Below are 17,589 nucleotides of genomic sequence, written 5' to 3'. Positions count from 1 at the left end.
GCCAGTGGTGAATCGAAGTTCGCTCATTGACCAAACAGTGAGTCTTATCAACACCACGCTGAGCGGTGACAAGTTCCGCCATCGCCACATCGACACCCACAATCGCCGCTGCATCAAGGATTGCCATGTCACACCCTCCGAGCTAGGGTTTAAGAGCTTGCTGGGGGTTCACCGTAAGCGCTGGCTTGCTTCTATCGTCGGTCCAGGCCGATGCATTCCATATCGGCGCTTATAGGTGACAGGGCGGGGCTGGAAGTCTCCCAACGGTCTGTACTGGCTAGAGTCAGATTCGGCTTTCCGTCCCTCCCACCCCATCAAGTCTAAACATACAAGCCGGCTTGCTGGCGAATGCGGTGGATCAGCATCATCACCGGCGACGGACCTACCGCCTTCGCGGCCCTCGTAACCTCGGACGGCTCCTACAGGGATTGCGTCGTTCCGAGGATATGAGGACGACGCTAAGACCGTGGGCGTCGGCTCCTACACTGACTTCGACATGCGAACGCTGGTTTTTACAAAGCAAACGGCAGCGGAATATGTGTTTCCTGGCGCTGCTCCAGACGTTTGCGGAATTCCGACGGGTCGTGGATCAGCACGTCCTGCCCGGCAAAGTTCTCCGCCGCAATCAGCCGCGACAGCCAGAACCGTACGCAACCCACGCGCAACATCGTCGACCACAGCTCAGCTTCCGCCGCCGTAAACGGACGCAATCCCGCGTAGGCGCCCAGCATTGCCCGTGCGCGCGGCGCATCGATCTTGCCGTCCTCGAACGAACACCAGTCATTCACGGCGATTGCCACGTCATACAGCATCGGTGCGGAGCAGGCGTTGTAGAAGTCGATCACGCCAGTCAGGTGAGTACCTTCGAACAGCGTGTTGTCACGGAACAGGTCCGCATGCACGTTGGCGCGCGGCAGGGCCATGATGTTGTCTTTCTGCCGCTCGATTTCCTCGACGGAACGCTTCAGCAAAGCACCTTCCGTTTCGCCGAGATGGGAGATGAAGTTGCTGCCTTCCTTCAACATCCAGTCCAGGCCGCGATCGGTTTTGCGCTCGATGGTCTTTTCACGGGTCGCGAGGTGCATGTGCGCCATCAACTCGCCGATTTGCGCGCAGTGCTGGGTATTGGGTTCGGTCGGGTGCTTGCCCGACAGACGCGGTTGCAGCAGCGCGGGCTTGCCTTTGAGCTCGCGCAACGCGTGTCCATCGGTGGTACGCAGGGCGTAAGGGACCGGCAGGTCCGCATCGTGCAGCACATCCAGCAATTCGATGAAGAACGGCATTTCCTGCACCGGGCCGCGCTCGACAAGCGTCAGGACGAACTCGCCCTTTTCCATGCTGATAAAGAAATTGGTGTTTTCACTTCCGGCTGCGATGCCTTGGAAATCACGCAGTTGGCCGAGCCCGTACGGGGCGAGAAAAGCTTCCAGCTCGGGCCGAGCCAGGGGAGTAAAAACAGACATATGAACACTGCCAGCAAAAGGTGGATGTAAGGCGTTACCAGCTGAATAGTACCCACTGGGGTATCAGCATGTCCGGTTGATCCGAACGAATGAATTGACCGCTTGTGCCATCGGCGCGTACCAGATAGTACGGTTTGCCATGTTTCGGCGTGATTTTTACCGCATAAACAAAGCCGTTTGCCTTGTATTCCTGCACGAAATTGTCGCCATCCTTGCGGATCGTGACGTCAGGTTCCGCCGACGGGGCTTCATCTTCAGCCGCCACTGCGATCAGCGGGCAGGCAGCCCATAGAGCGACCAGTAACAAGCGATTTTGCGTACGCATGATAACCTTGCTCCTTTGTCGTCAACGGTCCTCGCATTCTAGCGCCGACCCCGCCGAAAAGGTTGATCCTGCACATGAGTCTCGCGCCCCTCGTCCTGGTGGACGGTTCTTCTTATCTGTACCGCGCCTTCCACGCGCTGCCGCCACTCACCACGTCCAAGGGCCTGCCTACCGGTGCGGTCAAGGGCGTGTTGAACATGCTCAAGAGCCTGCGCAAACAGTATCCCGAAAGTCCGTTCGCCGTGGTGTTTGACGCCAAGGGCGGAACGTTCCGCGATGAAATGTTTGCCGAGTACAAGGCCAATCGTCCGAGCATGCCTGACGACATGCGTGTTCAGATCGACTTCCTGCATAACTGCGTGAAGGGCCTGGGTTATCCGTTGCTGTGCGTCGAAGGCGTGGAAGCCGACGACGTGATCGGCACCCTGGCGCGCAGCAGTGCCGCGGCCGATCGGCCGGTCATCATCTCCACCGGTGACAAAGACATGGCACAGCTGGTGGACGGGCACATTACCTTGGTCAACACCATGACCGGTAGCGTGCTGGACGTGGCTGGCGTGAAAGAGAAATTTGGCGTCGGTCCCGAGCACATCATCGACTATCTCGCGTTGATGGGCGACAAAGTCGACAATATTCCCGGCGTTCCTGGCGTTGGCGAAAAGACGGCTGCCGGACTTCTCGTCGGCATCAACGGTGGTCTGAAAGAGCTTTACGAGAACCTCGACAAGGTCCCGACCCTGGCGATCCGTGGCGCAAAATCCTTGCCCGCCAAGCTCGAAGAGCACAAGGAAATGGCGTTCCTGTCCTACAAGCTGGCGACCATCAAGGTCGACGTGCCGCTGGACATCGAACTGGATGCCTTGCACTGCGGCGAGCCTGACCGCGAAGCTTTGCTGGCGCTGTACACCGAGCTTGAGTTCAAGAGCTGGATCAATGACCTGCAGCGCGAAGCCAAACAGGAAGGTGCCGAGATCGCGCCTGTCGAAGAAGCTGCGCCGGTCATCGAGGCCAAGTATGAGCTGATTCTGGAGCAGACCCAGTTTGACGACTGGTTGAAGAAACTCCAGGCAGCGAACCTGTTCGCCTTCGTTGCGCAAAGCAATGGCACCGATGCGCAACGCGCGCAGATCGTTGGCCTGTCGTTCGCGATCAAGACCCACGAAGCCTGCTACATCCCGCTGACCCACTCCTACATGGGCGTGCCGCAGCAACTGGATCGCGACGCGGTGCTCACCGCCGTCAAGCCGATGCTGGAGGACGCGAGCAAGATCAAGGTCGGCCAGCACGCCAAGTTCGCCATCAACCTGCTGGCGAACTGCGCCATTGGTGGCGATCAGAGTCAGGGCATCAATGTGCAGGGCGTGAAGTTCGACACCATGCTCGAATCCTATGTGCTCGACTCGACTGCCACTCGCCATGACCGCGACAGTCTGGTGGCCAAGTACCTGGATCATACGCCGGTGAATTTCCAGGACATCGCCGGCAAGGGCGCCAAGCAGCTGTCCTTCGACCAAATCGCGCTGGAGCAGGCGGGCATCTACGCCGCCGAGGAAGTCGACCTGACGTTGCGCCTGCACGAAATCCTGCAAGCGAAACTCGACAAGATCCCGACACTCGCGCCGGTGCTGAACGAGATCGAAATGCCGCTGATGCCGGTGTTGGCGCGCATCGAACGCCAGGGGGCACTGGTCGATGCCAAGCTGCTGGGGACCCAGAGTGTCGAGCTGGGCAACAAAATGATCGAGCTTGAGCGTGAGGCGTTCGCCATCGCGGGCGAGGAATTCAACCTCGGTTCGCCCAAGCAGCTGGGCGTGATCCTGTATGAAAAGCTGGGCATGCCGATCATCAGCAAAACGGCCACCGGACAACCTTCCACGGCTGAAGCCGTGCTGGCGGAACTGGCTGAGCAGGAGTTTCCGCTGCCGAAGGTGCTGATGCAGTACCGCTCGATGAGCAAGCTGAAAAGCACCTACACCGACCGCCTGCCCGAGCAGATCAACCCGCGCACCGGGCGGATCCACACCTCTTATCATCAGGCGGTGGCCGTGACCGGACGCTTGTCCTCCAGCGATCCGAACTTGCAGAACATTCCGATCCGCACCGCCGAAGGCCGCCGGATTCGTCAGGCGTTCGTAGCGCCGCAAGGCTACAAGCTGCTGGCGGCAGACTATTCGCAGATCGAGTTGCGGATCATGGCGCATCTGGCCAAGGACGAAGGGCTGCTGCATGCCTTCCGTAACGACCTGGACGTACACCGGGCAACGGCGGCAGAGGTGTTTGGCGTCGAGCTGCCAGAGGTCACCAACGACATGCGTCGCAGTGCCAAGGCGATCAACTTCGGTCTGATCTACGGCATGAGCGCGTTTGGTCTGGCCAAGCAGATCGGCGTCGACCGCAAGCAGTCACAGGCGTATGTGGACCGTTATTTCGCGCGGTATCCCGGCGTGCTCGACTACATGGAGCGCACCCGCACCCAGGCAGCCGAACAGGGCTTCGTCGAAACGATTTTCGGGCGTCGGCTCTATCTGCCGGACATCAATGCGAAGAACCAGGCGCTGCGCAAAGGCGCTGAACGCATGGCGATCAACGCGCCGATGCAGGGCACGGCGGCCGATATCATCAAGCGTGCGATGGTGGCGGTGAATGGCTGGCTGGACAACTCAGGTCTGGATGCCCGCGTGATTCTGCAGGTTCACGACGAACTGGTGCTCGAAGTGCGCGAGGACCTGGTCGAGCAGATCAGCAAGGACATCCGCGTCCACATGAGTGGCGCGGCGAGCCTGGACGTGCCGCTGCTGGTGGAAGTAGGCGTGGGCAGTAACTGGGACGAGGCGCACTGAGGGCATGACTACGGGCCGCGCCTGGAATCAAGGGCCGGCCTGGACTGCCAACATTAAATTTCCGCGGGTTTTGAACTTCCACGGACAAAAGCCGGTCAGAGTTTGCGAGTGGTTGACGTAGCCACTCATGCTCCTATGTTGTGTTAAGTGTTGGCAGATATCCGGACCTCTCCCTAGTGGTCTGGACTTAGACCCCGAACTTCCCCTCCCCATATGAAGTCCGGGGTTTTTTTTGCCTGCGATTTACGCCGCAGGCGCCTTGTCTTCCAGTTCCATCCAGTCAGCCAGCACGGTGTACGCCTCTTCCAGGCCCATGCGCTTGGGCGCCGAGAACAGCTGGATGGTGACCGCATCGCCCCAACCCTTGCGGATTTCCGACTGCACCTTGAGCAGCGTGTTCTTGGCCGCGCCAAAGGTCAGTTTGTCTGCCTTGGTCAGCAGGATGTGCATCGGCATGCCGCTGGCGATGGCCCAGTCGAGCATCAACAGGTCGAAGTCGGTCATCGGGTGACGGATGTCCATCATCAGAATCAGACCCTTCAAACTCTCGCGGCTGCCCAGGTAAGCCTCAAGGTGACGCTGCCAGTGCTGCTTGAGCGGAATCGGTACTTTTGCATAACCGTAGCCGGGCAGGTCGACCAGACGCCGATCATCGTCCAGACTGAAGAAGTTCAGCAGCTGCGTGCGGCCCGGCGTTTTCGAGGTACGTGCCAGGCTGGCGTGGGTCAGGGTGTTCAACGCGCTGGATTTACCGGCGTTGGAGCGACCGGCAAAGGCCACTTCAAAACCTTCGTCGTCCGGGCATTGGTCGACTTTAGCGGCGCTGAGCATGAACTTGGCTTGTTGGCACAGGCCGAGGATCGGGTTCTTGAGTTGCATGGGATATCCGGTGAGGGCGTTGCGGCAAGGTCGCGGCAACGGCGTGTCGTTTCCGAGTGATGGGCGCAAGTATATAATGCCGCAGATTTTGTGTGTGCTTTGTGCGTCAGCAGGATGAAGTTCGCGCAAGTCGGACTAACCTTACTCCAACAATAAAATGTACTTGGATTAGCCGATGAACAAACTACTGGTGAGTCTGCTGTTGATCTTGGGCATCTCGAGTACCACCCAGGCCGCCGATGCGGTCGTGGGCGATCCTGCTGCGGGCCAGGCCAAAACCGCCGTCTGTGGCGCCTGCCATGGCCCGGATGGTAACAGCATGGCCCCCAACTTCCCTAAACTTGCCGGTCAGGGGCCGCGCTATCTGCTCAAGCAACTCCATGAAATCAAGGACGGCAAACGTGTCGTGCTGGAAATGACGGGCCTGCTGAACAACCTCAATGATCAGGACCTGGCTGACATCGCTGCTTACTTCGCCAGTCAGAAAGGCAGCGTCGGTGCAGCCGATCCTAATCTGGTGGCGCGGGGCGAAGCGTTGTTCCGGGGAGGCAAACTGGATCAAGGCATGCCGGCGTGTACGGGATGCCACTCGCCCAACGGTGCGGGTAATGCGGCGGCCGGCTTTCCGCATCTGGGCGGACAGCATGCCGACTACATCAAGAAGCAGTTGACGGCGTTCCGCGAGGGAGAGCGTACCAACGACGGCGACACCATGGTCATGCGCACCATCGCCTCCAAGCTGAGCAACAAGGACATCGATGCGCTGTCGGCCTACATACAGGGTCTGCATTAAGCCTCGATTAAGGCTGCAGGCCCCGTTGCAGGCGGATCGACGAGCGGAAATGTTTGCACATGTTTCATGTGCGGACGGGCCAAAAAGGGCAGCGAATGGCTGCCCTTTTTTATGCGCGCAGGCGTTACACTTGCGAACTCATATCACCCCGCCCGGTCCAACAGCCGCTGTCGAGGTGACTTTTCATGCCCAGGAGTTAAGCATGCGTAATCTGATTCTCAGCGCCGCTCTGGTGTTCACCAGTCTGTTCGGTCTGACCGCTCAAGCTGCAGAGCCGATCGAAGCCGGCAAGCAATACGTCGAGCTGAGCAGCGCCGTCCCTGTTTCCGAGCCAGGCAAGATCGAAGTCGTCGAAATGTTCTGGTACGGCTGCCCTCACTGCTATGCGTTCGAGCCCGTGATCAACCCATGGATTGAAAAACTTCCGGCCGATGTCCACTTCATTCGCGTGCCTGCCATGTTCGGCGGCCCATGGGATGCCCACGGCCAGCTGTTCATTACCCTGGACACCATGGGCGTCGAGAAGAAAGTCCACGCCGCCGTGTTCGATGCCATCCAGAAAGGTGGCAAGCGCCTGACCGATCCGAACGACATGGCTGACTTCGTTGCCACTCAAGGCGTCGACAAGACCAAGTTCCTGGAAACCTTCAACTCGTTCGCCGTCAAGGGCAAGATCGCCCAGTACAAAGAACTGGCCAAGAAGTATGAAATCACGGGCGTCCCGACCATGATCGTCAACGGCAAGTACCGCTTCGATCTGGGCACTGCCGGTGGTCCCGAGCAAGCGCTGCAAGTGGCCGATCAACTGATCGCCAAAGAGCGCGCAACGCTCACCGCCAAGTAAGCCCGGCCATGACGCGCTGGGGTACTGAACGCACCGTTGCCCGGCACATTCCCAAGGTCAACGAGCGACATGTGCAGGAATCCGGATTGCCAGCCGATGGCCGGCTCCGGTTGCTCAGCTTCAACATTCAGGTGGGCATCAGTACCGAACGCTATCGGCACTACCTGACCCGTGGCTGGCAGCATCTGCTGCCCCACAACGGTCGGGCCGGGAATCTGCAGAAGATCGGCAACCTGCTCAACGACTATGATCTGGTCGCGTTGCAGGAAGCCGATGGCGGCAGCTTGCGCTCAGGCTACGTCAATCAGGTAGAACACCTCGCCCAGCTCGGCGCCTTTCCGTACTGGCATCAGCAGCTCAATCGCAACCTCGGACGATTTGCCCAGCACAGCAACGGTGTGCTGAGCCGGTTGCGTCCTTGGGATATCGAGGATCATCCGCTGCCGGGCCCCGCGGGGCGTGGCGCGATTCTGGTTCGGTTCGGTGAGGGCGAAGACGCTCTGATCGTGGTGGTCATGCATCTGGCGCTGGGGGCGCGCACCCGTACACGGCAGCTCGCTTATATCCGTGAGCTGATCGGTGGCTACAAGCATCAGATCCTGATGGGTGACATGAACACCCACGCCGCCGATTTGCTGGAAACCTCCCCGCTGCGCGATCTGGGCCTGCTCGCCCCACAGATCGAAGCCACCTTCCCCAGCTGGCGCCCGCAGCGCTGCCTTGACCACATTCTCCTCAGCCCGACCTTGACGCTTGAAAAAGTGCAGGTCCTGGCTGCCCCCATTTCCGATCATCTGCCCGTCGCGGTGGAGATTCGCTTGCCGGCCTCATTAATGGGTGACTCCCTGCCGATAACAAGCACATCTCCTCGCGGACTCTCGGAATGAGCGACGAAGCCCAACGCTGGAAAGAAAAGTACCTCAAGAGCATCGAGCAGCAAGACAAGCTGGAAAAGCGTTGGAACGCTCGCCTCGACCTGCTCCGGCGCGGTCTTGTGCGCAGCAGCCTCGCGGCGGAAGGCGCGGACAAGGCAGTCGACCAGTGCATGAAGGAAATGCGCGAGATCGTTCGCAAGGACGACATGGACGCTGGCTTGGCGGCCTTGATCCCTCGTCTCGAAAAAGCCGTGCTGGACTCCGAGCAGCGTCGCGAAAAACGCGTGGAGCAAATGGGAACGGCATTGACCTCGCTGGTCGCACAGCTGCAATCGCTGCCATTGCCACGAGAAGTCGCCAAGCCCCTCAAACGCTTCGCCAAGAGTCTTGAAGACCGCGTCAATCAGGCCCGCGAACTGCCGCTGCTGCTGAGCGAGCTGAGTGGCCTGCAAGGTCAGGCCCTGGCTCAACTTGAGCCCACGGAAGAGGCGGCTCGTCCTGGATTTCTCCAGCGTCTTTTTGGAAGCCGGGATACGCATGAGGAGGGTGACGCGCCCTTGTCCGTCCAGACGCCCATTGAGCCGCCGAATCCTGCAGCGGCCGGTGCTCAACAGCCTGACCCCGAGGACGTGCAGACTGAACCGGAGCACGTGACGCCTCACGCTGCCCAGTGGACTAACGAGGCGCCATCAGACGCGACGCTGATGACTGAGCCGCCTGCTCCCGCCAAGGCTCCAACGGCGCCCGCCCCAGCCGAGGCCGATACGCCGACAGTGGCCGACGCCAGGGTGGCTGATGTCGAGGCCGAGGCGCGAGAACCCGCCACGCTGGTAGCTGAGCCGGAAGCGGTTGCGCCGCCAGCACCTGAACCCGTGGTTGTCGAAGCTGATGCATCGCCCGTCGAGCCCAGCGCAGAGTCAGGGCCTACAAACATTGCGCTCGACATCGCGCCTGACGGGGCCGCTGCTACTCAAGTGAGCGAAGCGTCCGCGCCGAACAGCGAAGAACAGGCCATCGCGCCGGTTGAACCGGTATCCGTCGAAGGTCCGGGCATCGAGGAACACGCCGATGAAAAGGCGGACGGCGACGACGAACCCGCTGCCGAGGACGATGCCGAAGAAGACGGACCCTACGCGCTGCCCTCTTCGCCCGAACCGAGTTATAGCTCGGTCGCTGCTCACATCGAGGAAACCCTGCTGGGCTTACTCAATGATCTGACGTTGCCGGAGCATCACCGCCCGCAAGCCGAAGCCATGCGTGTCCGGCTCGAACACGGGTTGAACTGGTACGAGTTGCTGCCGATCCTCGACGACCTGGCGGTCTTGATGCTGGCGATCACCGACAGCGGTCAACATGAGTTCGAGCTCTACCTCAAACAGCTCAACGAACGACTGGAGTCATTCCAGAGCAATCTACAGGCGGCCAGCGAGGACCACGCGGGGCAGCAGTCCGCATCAAGGGAGTTGAACGACCAATTACGTGAGCATGTAGGCGATCTGCAAAGCAGCGTGCAGGAAGCGGCCGATCTCGACAGCTTGAAGCACGTGTTGGAGAGCCGTCTGGAAGGCCTGCTCGGCACCATGGACGAGCATCAGAGACAGCGCGATCTGCGTGAGCAGGAGGTCGCAACGCGGCTCCAATCGTTGGCTAGCCGCGTTGCGACCATGGAGCAAGAGGCGCTGGGATTCCGCGCGCATTTGGAAGAGCAGCGACAAAAGGCCTTGATCGACACCCTTACGGGGCTGCCCAACCGAGCGGCCTGGAACGAGCGACTGGACCGTGAAGTCGACCAGTTGCAGAAGCAGCGCTCCAGCCTGCTGTTGGGGATTCTCGACCTGGACCATTTCAAGCGTATCAACGACGGCTATGGGCACCTGGCCGGCGACAAGGTGCTGAAGATCATTGCGACGCAGTTGAAAAAACGCGTAAGGCCGTCTGACTTCATTGCGCGTTTCGGCGGCGAGGAGTTTGTTTTTCTACTTCCCCACACTCAAATGGCCGACGGCCTGGCGTTGCTTGACCGTTTACGCAGGACCATCGAAGCCTGCCCTTTTCATTTCAAGGGCGAGCCGGTGACGATCACGGTGTCCATGGGCATCACGACGTTCAAACCGGGCGAGCGCAGCGATCTGGTGCTCAAGCGCGCCGATCAGGCGTTGTATCGAGCCAAAGCCGAAGGGCGAAATCGCATCGAACAAGGTTGAAGTGGGCAGCACCCGGTGGTGTGCGGTAGCAGCCATTTTTGAGCGCGGCGCTGGCATTACGTTACACTGTTGCATTACTTGCCGATGTGTTCTGCCTTTTATGAAGTTTTTTTCAGCGTTTCTCCTGCTCTTGTTGCTGACGGCCTGTTCCAGCGGCCCGAAGCTCGACACCAGCCACCCTTCCGCCAATTTCGACAGCCGCACGCAGTTTGTCGTGGTGCATTACACCTCGGCATCCCTTGATCGCTCGCTCGCACTGTTGACTCATGGCGAGGTGAGCGCCCATTACCTGATAGGCGATGGCCCGGCCACGATCTACAAGCTCGTCGATGAAAGCCAGCGGGCATGGCATGCAGGTGAAAGCGAATGGGAAGGTCGAACCTGGCTGAATTCCAGCAGCATCGGCATCGAAATCGTCAATCCGGGTTATCGCGACACCCCGACGGGTCGGCTTTGGTATCCGTACAGCGAAGCGCAGATTCAATCGCTGATCGTGCTGCTCAAAGACATCGTCAAACGCAACAAGATCGAACCCCGGCATGTCATCGGGCATAGCGATATCGCGCCCACGCGCAAGCTGGACCCTGGACCGCTGTTTCCCTGGAAGCGATTGGCGCAGGAAGGTCTTGGCATCTGGCCCGATGAACAGCAGGTGGCGCAGCGTCAGGCGCAACTGATGGGCGTGTTGCCGAGCGCGACATGGTTCCAGCAACAACTCGCGCTCCTGGGCTATCCGACGCCGCAAACCGGGGAATGGGACATTGCGAGTCGTCACGTACTGGCGGCTTTTCAGATGCACTACCGCCCGCAGAAATTCGACGGTGAGCCTGATCTGCAAAGTGCGGCTATTCTTCAAGTGCTCAACCTCAGGCACTAAATTACCCGCCGTGTAACTTTTTGGCGGGCTATTTCCACGCTTGTTGCTATACCTCATTGGTATTCATCTGGAAACCCGGCCGATGTTCACGGCTTCGCCGCACCTGCGCTCAGTTCTTTATCGTCCTTCGGTCCTGGCATTGCTGGCAGCGTTGTTAAGCGCTGTCGTGCTGCTGGCGGGCAGTTTCGGCCTGGCGATGCATCAGGCCCGACAGGAAGAGAGCGCGCAGATGAACGCTCAGGGCGAGCGGTTTCTGGCCCGTCTGGAGCAGTTGTTCGGGCAATTACGCGCAGGCCTGGATCAGCTCGAAGCACAGCCGCTACGAGGTTGCAGCCCGGCGATGGTCGAACAACTGCGGCAGGTCAACTCGCGGTATCGCTTCATTTATGAAGCGGCCTACGTGGACGACACGCAGTTCTGCTCCAGCTGGACGCGACAAAGCATGATTGGCAAGCCGCGTGCCCCTGACATCCGTGGGCCGACTTACGACTATTGGCTCAACACCTCCACCCAACCGGATGACAACCTCGCCTCCCTGATGCTGGGGCGCGGGGATTTTCGAGTCTCGACGTCGCGCGGCCACTTGACCGATGTGGTGGATCTGCCTCCCGGTGGCAGTTTGGTCGTGGTGCTGGATCAAGGCGCCAAGGCCGTGCCCGTATTGGGGCCGGCGCAAACCTGGCCGCCCACGCCTGACTGGACACCGACATCCGTCGAAACACTGATCACCACGCAGGACAAACTGGTCTACCGCATGCCGACACAGAGCCCGGAGTACCAACTGGTGCTGATCACCCCGCGCAGCGGTCTGCAACAGAAGGTCACCGGGGCGTGGTGGCTGTTGGTTCCTGCGAGCCTGCTGGTGTCGCTGTGCATCGGGATCCTGGTGCTGCAACTGGTCCGGCAGCGGCAGTCTTTGGGCGGCGAGTTGCACGGCGCGTTACGTCGGGGTGAGCTGAAGGTTTTGTATCAGCCCATTTTCGACCTCAATACCCGGCTGTGCGTCGGGGCTGAGGCTTTGGTGCGCTGGCGACGACCAGACGGCACGCTGACCAGCCCAGACCTGTTCATTCCGCTGGCCGAGAATACCGGGCAAATCCGGCAGATCACTGACTTCGTGCTGCAGCAGTTGCTGGAACAGCTCGGTCATGTACTGCGCGCAAACCCGCATCTGTATGTGTCGGTCAACCTTGCGGCCTGCGACGTGATGGCGCCACGCATTGGTCGCGTGACGGCGAAGCTCCTCGCCCTGCATCGGGTTGCCCCCCGGCAGATTGCCTTCGAGGTCACCGAGCGGGGGCTGGTCGACGTGGTGGTGGCACGCAATCACTTGCAAGCGCTGCGTGATCGTGGGCATCAGGTGTTGATCGACGATTTTGGTACCGGTTATTGCAGCCTGGCCTATTTGCAGACCTTGCCCGTGGATTGCCTGAAGATCGACAAGGCGTTCATCGACGCGCTAGGTCATGACGCCGCCAGCAGCGGCGTGGCCCCGCATATCATCCGCATGGCGCACGCATTGCAGCTGAGGGTGATTGCCGAGGGGATAGAGTTCGAGTCCCAGGCGCTGCTGCTTAAAAGTGAGGGCGTTATATACGGTCAGGGCTGGCTGTTCGCCCGCCCTTTGAGTGCAAGCAAGTTTACCGAGTTGGTGACAGGTGGACGGCGTAGCGCAGGGCGACGCACGGATGATGTGGCGTGATTGCAGTAACCGGGACGGCGGGGGCTTCGTAGACGTGAGCGAGCGTAGGACCTACAACGGTAACGCCATATAGAACTGCGTCCCTTGCCCCGGCCTCGAGTAAACCCCCATGCGACCGCCGTGCAACTGCACGATCTCCTTACACAATGCCAGTCCCAGGCCTGCCCCGCCTTTCTTGCGTCCGACTTGTACGAAGGGTTCGAAAATTCGTGCCTGCTGCTCGTAGGCGATCCCCTCGCCGTTGTCTTCGACGCTGATGACCAGGCGTTCGCCGTGCCTACGCGCCTGGAGGCGAATGAGCCCGGATTGAGGTGTATGGCGCAGCGCGTTATCCAGCAGGTTGTCCAGTACCCGTTCCAGATGGGCCTTGTCGGCTTGCAGGCGTGGTAACGGCTCCTGCATTTCCAGCAGCACCATCACATCGTGCTCCTGGGCGGATTCGGCAAATCGGTCACGGGCCTCATTCAGCAGCTCGCCGACGTCGCACGGTGCGAGGGTGAGCTTCTGCAGCCCATTCTGGTAGCGAGAGAAATTCAGCAGGTCGTTGATCAGCTGCATCAAGCGCTGCATCTCTTCGTTGACCGTCTTGAGCAGGTCGGTTTCGCGCGATTCAGGGGGGAAGTGCACCCGTTCCTGCAACAGCCCGAAGGCCATGTGCATGCCGGTAACGGGGGTGCGCAACTCGTGAGACGCGCGCAGGACGAACTCACTGCGGACTCGCTCGAACGCTCGCTGTTCGGTGACGTCGTGCAGCACCATCACCGCCCCCAGGATATGGCCCTTGGTGTGACTGACGGGTGTCAGGCTGTAAGTGAGGAGTCGGGTTTCGCCGTCGATCTCGATGGACAAGTCTTCCGGCGCCCGTTCGAGCGTTCCGCCGCGCAGCACGAGATGCAGTTGCTCATCCAGTTCAGGCCGTTGCAGCGCTTCACCCAGCCCTTGACCGAGCTTGTCCTCTTCCCACCCGAGCTGGCGTTGGGCTACGGGATTGAGGTGTTCGAGTCGACCCTGACGATCAATCATCAGCAAGCCGTCGTCGATGCTGTCGAGCACCGCTTGCAGGCGCTGCTGGCCGGCCAGCAGTTCGTCGACGTTGGTGACCTGATGCTGGCGCAAAGCTTCGGCCATGATGCCGAAGCGTCGGGTCAGTTGATTCATTTCCGCAGCAGAAGAGATTGGCAAGGTCACTTCGAAGTTGCCCTGACCGATGTTGTCGGCGGCCTTCGCCAGGGCCTCGATGGGCGCGCCGAAACGGCGCGCAATGCCGTGCGCGGTGACAAATCCGATCGCCAGTACCGCGAGGCCCACCAGCCCCAGCAGCGCTGCGACCCACAAGGCGCGAGTACGCGAGGCACTCTCGGCCTGACTGATGTTTTCCAGTGCTTGCCGGTGTGCGTCCAGCAGGCCGTTGCGCAGCGTGTTGAAGGCGCTGGTTACGTTCTTGTCGTCGGTCAGCGCGTTGGCGGGATCGCCCGCGCGCCGAAGGGCGTCGAGGAAGTGCGCGTAATCCAGGCGCGCTTTTTCGAAGCCGCTGTGTGTGTTGGTCTGCTGATCGTGTTCGATGCCCTGATCGAGGAGGGCCTCGAACTGCGCCTGGTTTTGCGCCAGCGCGGCTTGATCCGGCGTTGCCCTGAGCAGCATGACCAGTTGGTCACCCAGGTTCTGCCGGAGTTTGAGGCCGATATCGAGCGTGATGAAGTTGTGCCGTATCAGCGACTCCTGGGACTTGGCCATCTGCATGACGCTGACCAGCCCTAGCATCAATCCCAACAGGGCGACCGTCATCAGCGCCGAAATGCTGAGGAACAGGCGCGTGCGCAACTTCATCCCGAACTTCATCGACGGCCCATCACAAGTTGTATTGCTTGCGTTTGCGGTACAGCGTCGACGCATCGATACCGAGCGTCCGTGCGGCCTGATCAAGGGTGTCACTGGTGGCCAGCACCGCGCCGATGTGCGCTTTTTCCAGTTCGTCCAGACTCAACGCTGCGCCGACGCGCGGTGCATTGTTGGTCGGTTGTTCGGCCATGCCCAGATGGCTGATTTCGACCTTCTCTTGCGGGCAGATAATGCTCGCCCGTTCGATCACGTTGCGAAGCTCGCGGATGTTGCCCGGCCAGCGGTAGTTGAGCAGCGCACTGCGTGCTTCATCGCTGAAGCCCCGCGCCGGGCGACCGTATTCTTTAACGAAGCGCGCCAGGAAGCGATCCGCCAGGGTCAGGATGTCTTCGCCACGCTCACGCAAAGGCGGCAGATGCAGGGTGATGACATTCAGTCGATACAGAAGGTCTTCACGGAAACGCCCGTCGCGCACCATGTCTTCCAGGTTCAGGTTGGTCGCCGCGAGGATGCGCACGTCGGCGCGTCGGGTGACCGGGTCGCCGACGCGTTCGTATTCCTTGTCTTGAATGAAGCGCAGCAGCTTGGGTTGCAGGGTCAGGGGGAAGTCGCCGATTTCGTCGAGAAACAGCGTGCCGCCATCGGCCTGGTTAACCCGGCCCAGTGTGCTTTCGCTGGCACCCGTGAACGCGCCTCGGCTATGGCCGAACAGCTCGCTTTCCATCAATTCGGCCGTCAACGACGGGCAGTTGATGGTGACGCAGGCTTTTTTGTTCCGTTTGCTCCAACCGTGAATCGCACGCGCCAGTTCACCTTTACCCGTCCCCGATTCGCCCAGAATCAGAATGTTGGCGTCCGTATTGGCCACCTGACGGGCCGTTTCCAGAATCGCCATCATCGACGGGCTGTGGGAATCCAGGCCGTCCTTGGGTTTGCGCACCTCACCTTCAAGCGCTTCGAGGCGCGCGGACAGCTGACGCACTTCCAGTTGCTTGGCGGTTGCCAGACGCAGTTGGTCAGGACTGCACGGTTTGACCAGATAATCAGCGGCCCCCGCTTGAATGGCGTCGACAGCGGTGTCCACGGCCGAATGGGCGGTCACTATCACCACACGCATCCAGGGCGCTTGCACGCGCATCTGCGCCAACACGTCCAGCCCATTGTCTTCTCCCAGACGCAGGTCCAGGAAACATACGTCGAATACTTGACGTTGCAGCAGCGCCTCGGCCTGAGCCGCGCTATTGGCGGTGGCAACGCTGTAGCCTTCATCTTCCAGGCAATATCGGAAGGTGCGAAGGATGGCGGATTCATCATCCACAAGCAGAATACGGCCCTGATTCTCAGTGGCTGCTTCCATTTTTCCTACGCTCCTAAATGAATGATCTTGGTTAGTCCCGGAAAAATCGGGCAAGTTGCATGGTTCATTCTGATTGATTAAACGAGCAGCATGGTAGTGGTCTGCCAAAAAACTCAAAACAGGGCGCTCATCCAACCCCGCAGTACCCAGTCCTGCAAGCGGGCGAGGTCGAGGAGCGCTGATTCGCGAAACAGAACATCCGGGCAAATGAAAAGTCTCTCCAGTGACCCCTTTTGAAAAATGTCTGGAGATTGCCATGCACCCGCTGAAGAAAATCGTTCTGGCTATTGCCACCGCCGGCCTGTTCGGGATGACCCCGCTTATCGCCGAGGCCGCGCAGGGCGACTTGCAAACACAACTGACTCAGGCGCGTCAGGAAGGGTCGATCTGGACCGCGTTCGCGCTGAACCGCCATCTGAGCCCGTTTAATATCGGCGTGAAGGTCGAGCAGGGCACGGCGGTTCTGACGGGCAAGGTTGAAAATCAGGTCGACAAGGATCTGGCGACTCAAATTGCGGGCGACACTCAAGGCATCGATAAGGTCGACAATCAATTGGTGATCGACCCCCAGGTGGCGGCAGAGCCCGGCACCAAAGCCAACATGGCCCAGCGCTTCGACGATGCCACGCTGACTGCAACCATCAAGTCGAAGCTGCTGTGGAACAGCGTGACCGAAGGCCTCAACATTGATGTTACGGCCGCTCGTGGCGGCGTGGTCACGTTGAAAGGCCAGGCGAAAGATGCCGAGGCCAAGCAACTGGCGGGCAGCCTTGCCAGCAATACCGATGGCGTCACCGAGGTGAACAACCTCATCAGCCTGAGTGCCCGGGATACGCAGGCCATCAAGGAGCAGAATCAGGCTGAAGCCAACAGCGTGCGGGAGGAGTTCAGTGATGCCTGGATCACCAGCAAGGTCAAATCCAGCCTTATCTATAGCCGCAACCTGGACGGGCTCAACATAAAGGTCGAAACCAAGAGCGGCGTGGTCAGCCTGGACGGCGTCGTTGCCAATTACGCCGAGAAAGAGCTGGCGGTTGAAATTGCTCGCAACATTCGTGGAGTCAAGGGTGTGGACGCGGACACATTGCGCGTCATGACCCGTAGCGCCGGTTGATTACTGCCAAGTTCCTGCAGGAGCGCGCTTGCCCGCGAATCGAGCGTTCTGCCGATGAAGAGGCATCGGATGTACCGGCCTCTCGCGGGCAAGCGCGCTACGCCCTGCGGGCAGAAGCGGAGTTGCGGCAGACGCCGGACGGTATGCCGCGCAGCGGTAGCAAAATCAGACGACTCGGTTAACCTGACACCCCGCATGCACCGATCTTGCTGCCGGTTCCCGGCAGATCGCGGGACAAGCCACGCTCCTACAGGGTGGCGTGCGAAGGATTGATGCACGAACCAAGAAAGCGAGGAGCGTTAGCTCCAGCCCACGCCGTTCATATACGCGACAGTCCAGACGCCGCAAATCGCGACTTGGGTGCAGGCCAAACGCAGACGACGCGCAGTGGGTCGAGCGGCATGGATGCCGCGAGAGCGCCGTCAGGGCATGGATGCCCGTTCGGCGCGGGCCCACGGAGCGTCGTCGGAGTGCGGG

Annotated in this window: 13 protein-coding genes; 8 read left to right on the top strand and 5 right to left on the bottom strand. The window is 60.2% G+C overall.

The features are described from left to right. Positions 1-512: 512 nt before the first annotated feature. Together BMY73_RS26780 and BMY73_RS26775 are read right to left on the bottom strand one after the other, a co-directional pair. The gene (locus BMY73_RS26780; protein WP_092410895.1) at positions 513-1,463 is read right to left on the bottom strand and encodes a homoserine kinase; all 951 of its coding nucleotides are present in this window, start codon (positions 1,461-1,463) and stop codon (positions 513-515) included. A 34-nt stretch (positions 1,464-1,497) separates the two neighbouring features. Continuing rightward, on the bottom strand, positions 1,498-1,788 hold the full coding sequence (locus tag BMY73_RS26775; protein WP_062386425.1) for a DUF2782 domain-containing protein: 291 nt from the start codon (positions 1,786-1,788) through the stop codon (positions 1,498-1,500). Positions 1,789-1,862: 74 nt separating this feature from the next. On the opposite strand from BMY73_RS26775, the gene polA reads away from it, so the two are divergent. Then, a complete protein-coding gene (polA, locus tag BMY73_RS26770) occupies positions 1,863-4,628 on the top strand; it encodes a DNA polymerase I (RefSeq protein WP_092410893.1) in 2,766 nt (921 codons plus the stop codon). A 243-nt stretch (positions 4,629-4,871) separates the two neighbouring features. On the opposite strand, the gene yihA is transcribed toward polA, so the two are convergent. Then, on the bottom strand, positions 4,872-5,507 hold the full coding sequence (gene yihA, locus BMY73_RS26765; RefSeq protein ID WP_062386430.1) for a ribosome biogenesis GTP-binding protein YihA/YsxC: 636 nt from the start codon (positions 5,505-5,507) through the stop codon (positions 4,872-4,874). 175 nt (positions 5,508-5,682) lie between these two features. Between yihA and BMY73_RS26760 the strand changes: the two genes are divergently transcribed. The 6 genes from BMY73_RS26760 (at position 5,683) to BMY73_RS26735 (ending at position 12,802) form a co-directional block, all read left to right on the top strand. Next, positions 5,683-6,300, top strand: a complete 618-nt coding sequence (locus BMY73_RS26760; protein WP_062386433.1) for a c-type cytochrome — start codon at positions 5,683-5,685, stop codon at positions 6,298-6,300. Positions 6,301-6,502: 202 nt separating this feature from the next. Beyond that, the gene (locus tag BMY73_RS26755; protein WP_062386436.1) at positions 6,503-7,144 is read left to right on the top strand and encodes a thiol:disulfide interchange protein DsbA/DsbL; all 642 of its coding nucleotides are present in this window, start codon (positions 6,503-6,505) and stop codon (positions 7,142-7,144) included. Between the two features lie 8 nt (positions 7,145-7,152). Then, complete coding sequence (locus BMY73_RS26750; RefSeq protein ID WP_062386439.1) at positions 7,153-8,031, top strand: endonuclease/exonuclease/phosphatase family protein; 879 nt, start codon at positions 7,153-7,155, stop codon at positions 8,029-8,031. Further along, entirely contained in the window at positions 8,028-10,223 is a 2,196-nt protein-coding gene (locus BMY73_RS26745) for a diguanylate cyclase (RefSeq protein ID WP_092410891.1), read from the top strand. Before BMY73_RS26750 ends, BMY73_RS26745 begins: the two co-directional genes overlap by 4 nt. 100 nt (positions 10,224-10,323) lie before the next feature. Continuing rightward, positions 10,324-11,100, top strand: coding sequence for an N-acetylmuramoyl-L-alanine amidase (locus BMY73_RS26740; RefSeq protein ID WP_092410889.1), 777 nt, complete (start codon positions 10,324-10,326; stop codon positions 11,098-11,100). An 82-nt stretch (positions 11,101-11,182) separates the two neighbouring features. Further along, positions 11,183-12,802 carry an EAL domain-containing protein gene (locus tag BMY73_RS26735; RefSeq protein ID WP_062386448.1) on the top strand — a complete coding sequence of 540 codons (1,620 nt, stop codon included), beginning with the start codon at positions 11,183-11,185 and terminating at the stop codon, positions 12,800-12,802. Between the two features lie 51 nt (positions 12,803-12,853). On the opposite strand, the gene BMY73_RS26730 is transcribed toward BMY73_RS26735, so the two are convergent. Both BMY73_RS26730 and algB read right to left on the bottom strand, forming a co-directional pair. Further along, the gene (locus tag BMY73_RS26730) at positions 12,854-14,641 is read right to left on the bottom strand and encodes a KinB sensor domain-containing domain (RefSeq protein ID WP_062386452.1); all 1,788 of its coding nucleotides are present in this window, start codon (positions 14,639-14,641) and stop codon (positions 12,854-12,856) included. Between the two features lie 10 nt (positions 14,642-14,651). Continuing rightward, positions 14,652-15,998, bottom strand: a complete 1,347-nt coding sequence (algB, locus tag BMY73_RS26725; RefSeq protein ID WP_062386455.1) for a sigma-54-dependent response regulator transcription factor AlgB — start codon at positions 15,996-15,998, stop codon at positions 14,652-14,654. A 256-nt stretch (positions 15,999-16,254) separates the two neighbouring features. Between algB and BMY73_RS26720 the strand changes: the two genes are divergently transcribed. Next, complete coding sequence (locus BMY73_RS26720; protein WP_092410887.1) at positions 16,255-17,112, top strand: BON domain-containing protein; 858 nt, start codon at positions 16,255-16,257, stop codon at positions 17,110-17,112. Positions 17,113-17,589: the final 477 nt, after the last annotated feature.

The organism is Pseudomonas sp. NFACC02 (genome assembly GCF_900110765.1).
Taxonomy (GTDB): Bacteria; Pseudomonadota; Gammaproteobacteria; order Pseudomonadales; family Pseudomonadaceae; genus Aquipseudomonas.
The sequence above is the reverse complement of the archived record's forward strand: the minus strand, read 5'-3'. Positions and strand labels throughout refer to the sequence as shown.

Bases quoted from the DNA above. Each gene is read 5' to 3' on its own strand.
- BMY73_RS26755 (WP_062386436.1), top strand. From the start codon at position 6,503: ATGCGTAATCTGATTCTCAGCGCCGCTCTGGTGTTCACCAGTCTGTTC.
- BMY73_RS26760 (WP_062386433.1), top strand. From the start codon at position 5,683: ATGAACAAACTACTGGTGAGTCTGCTGTTGATCTTGGGCATCTCGAGT.
- algB (WP_062386455.1), bottom strand. From the start codon at position 15,998: ATGGAAGCAGCCACTGAGAATCAGGGCCGTATTCTGCTTGTGGATGAT.
- BMY73_RS26730 (WP_062386452.1), bottom strand. From the start codon at position 14,641: ATGAAGTTCGGGATGAAGTTGCGCACGCGCCTGTTCCTCAGCATTTCG.
- BMY73_RS26720 (WP_092410887.1), top strand. From the start codon at position 16,255: ATGCACCCGCTGAAGAAAATCGTTCTGGCTATTGCCACCGCCGGCCTG.
- BMY73_RS26740 (WP_092410889.1), top strand. From the start codon at position 10,324: ATGAAGTTTTTTTCAGCGTTTCTCCTGCTCTTGTTGCTGACGGCCTGT.
- yihA (WP_062386430.1), bottom strand. From the start codon at position 5,507: ATGCAACTCAAGAACCCGATCCTCGGCCTGTGCCAACAAGCCAAGTTC.
- BMY73_RS26775 (WP_062386425.1), bottom strand. From the start codon at position 1,788: ATGCGTACGCAAAATCGCTTGTTACTGGTCGCTCTATGGGCTGCCTGC.
- polA (WP_092410893.1), top strand. From the start codon at position 1,863: ATGAGTCTCGCGCCCCTCGTCCTGGTGGACGGTTCTTCTTATCTGTAC.
- BMY73_RS26750 (WP_062386439.1), top strand. From the start codon at position 7,153: ATGACGCGCTGGGGTACTGAACGCACCGTTGCCCGGCACATTCCCAAG.
- BMY73_RS26745 (WP_092410891.1), top strand. From the start codon at position 8,028: ATGAGCGACGAAGCCCAACGCTGGAAAGAAAAGTACCTCAAGAGCATC.
- BMY73_RS26735 (WP_062386448.1), top strand. From the start codon at position 11,183: ATGTTCACGGCTTCGCCGCACCTGCGCTCAGTTCTTTATCGTCCTTCG.
- BMY73_RS26780 (WP_092410895.1), bottom strand. From the start codon at position 1,463: ATGTCTGTTTTTACTCCCCTGGCTCGGCCCGAGCTGGAAGCTTTTCTC.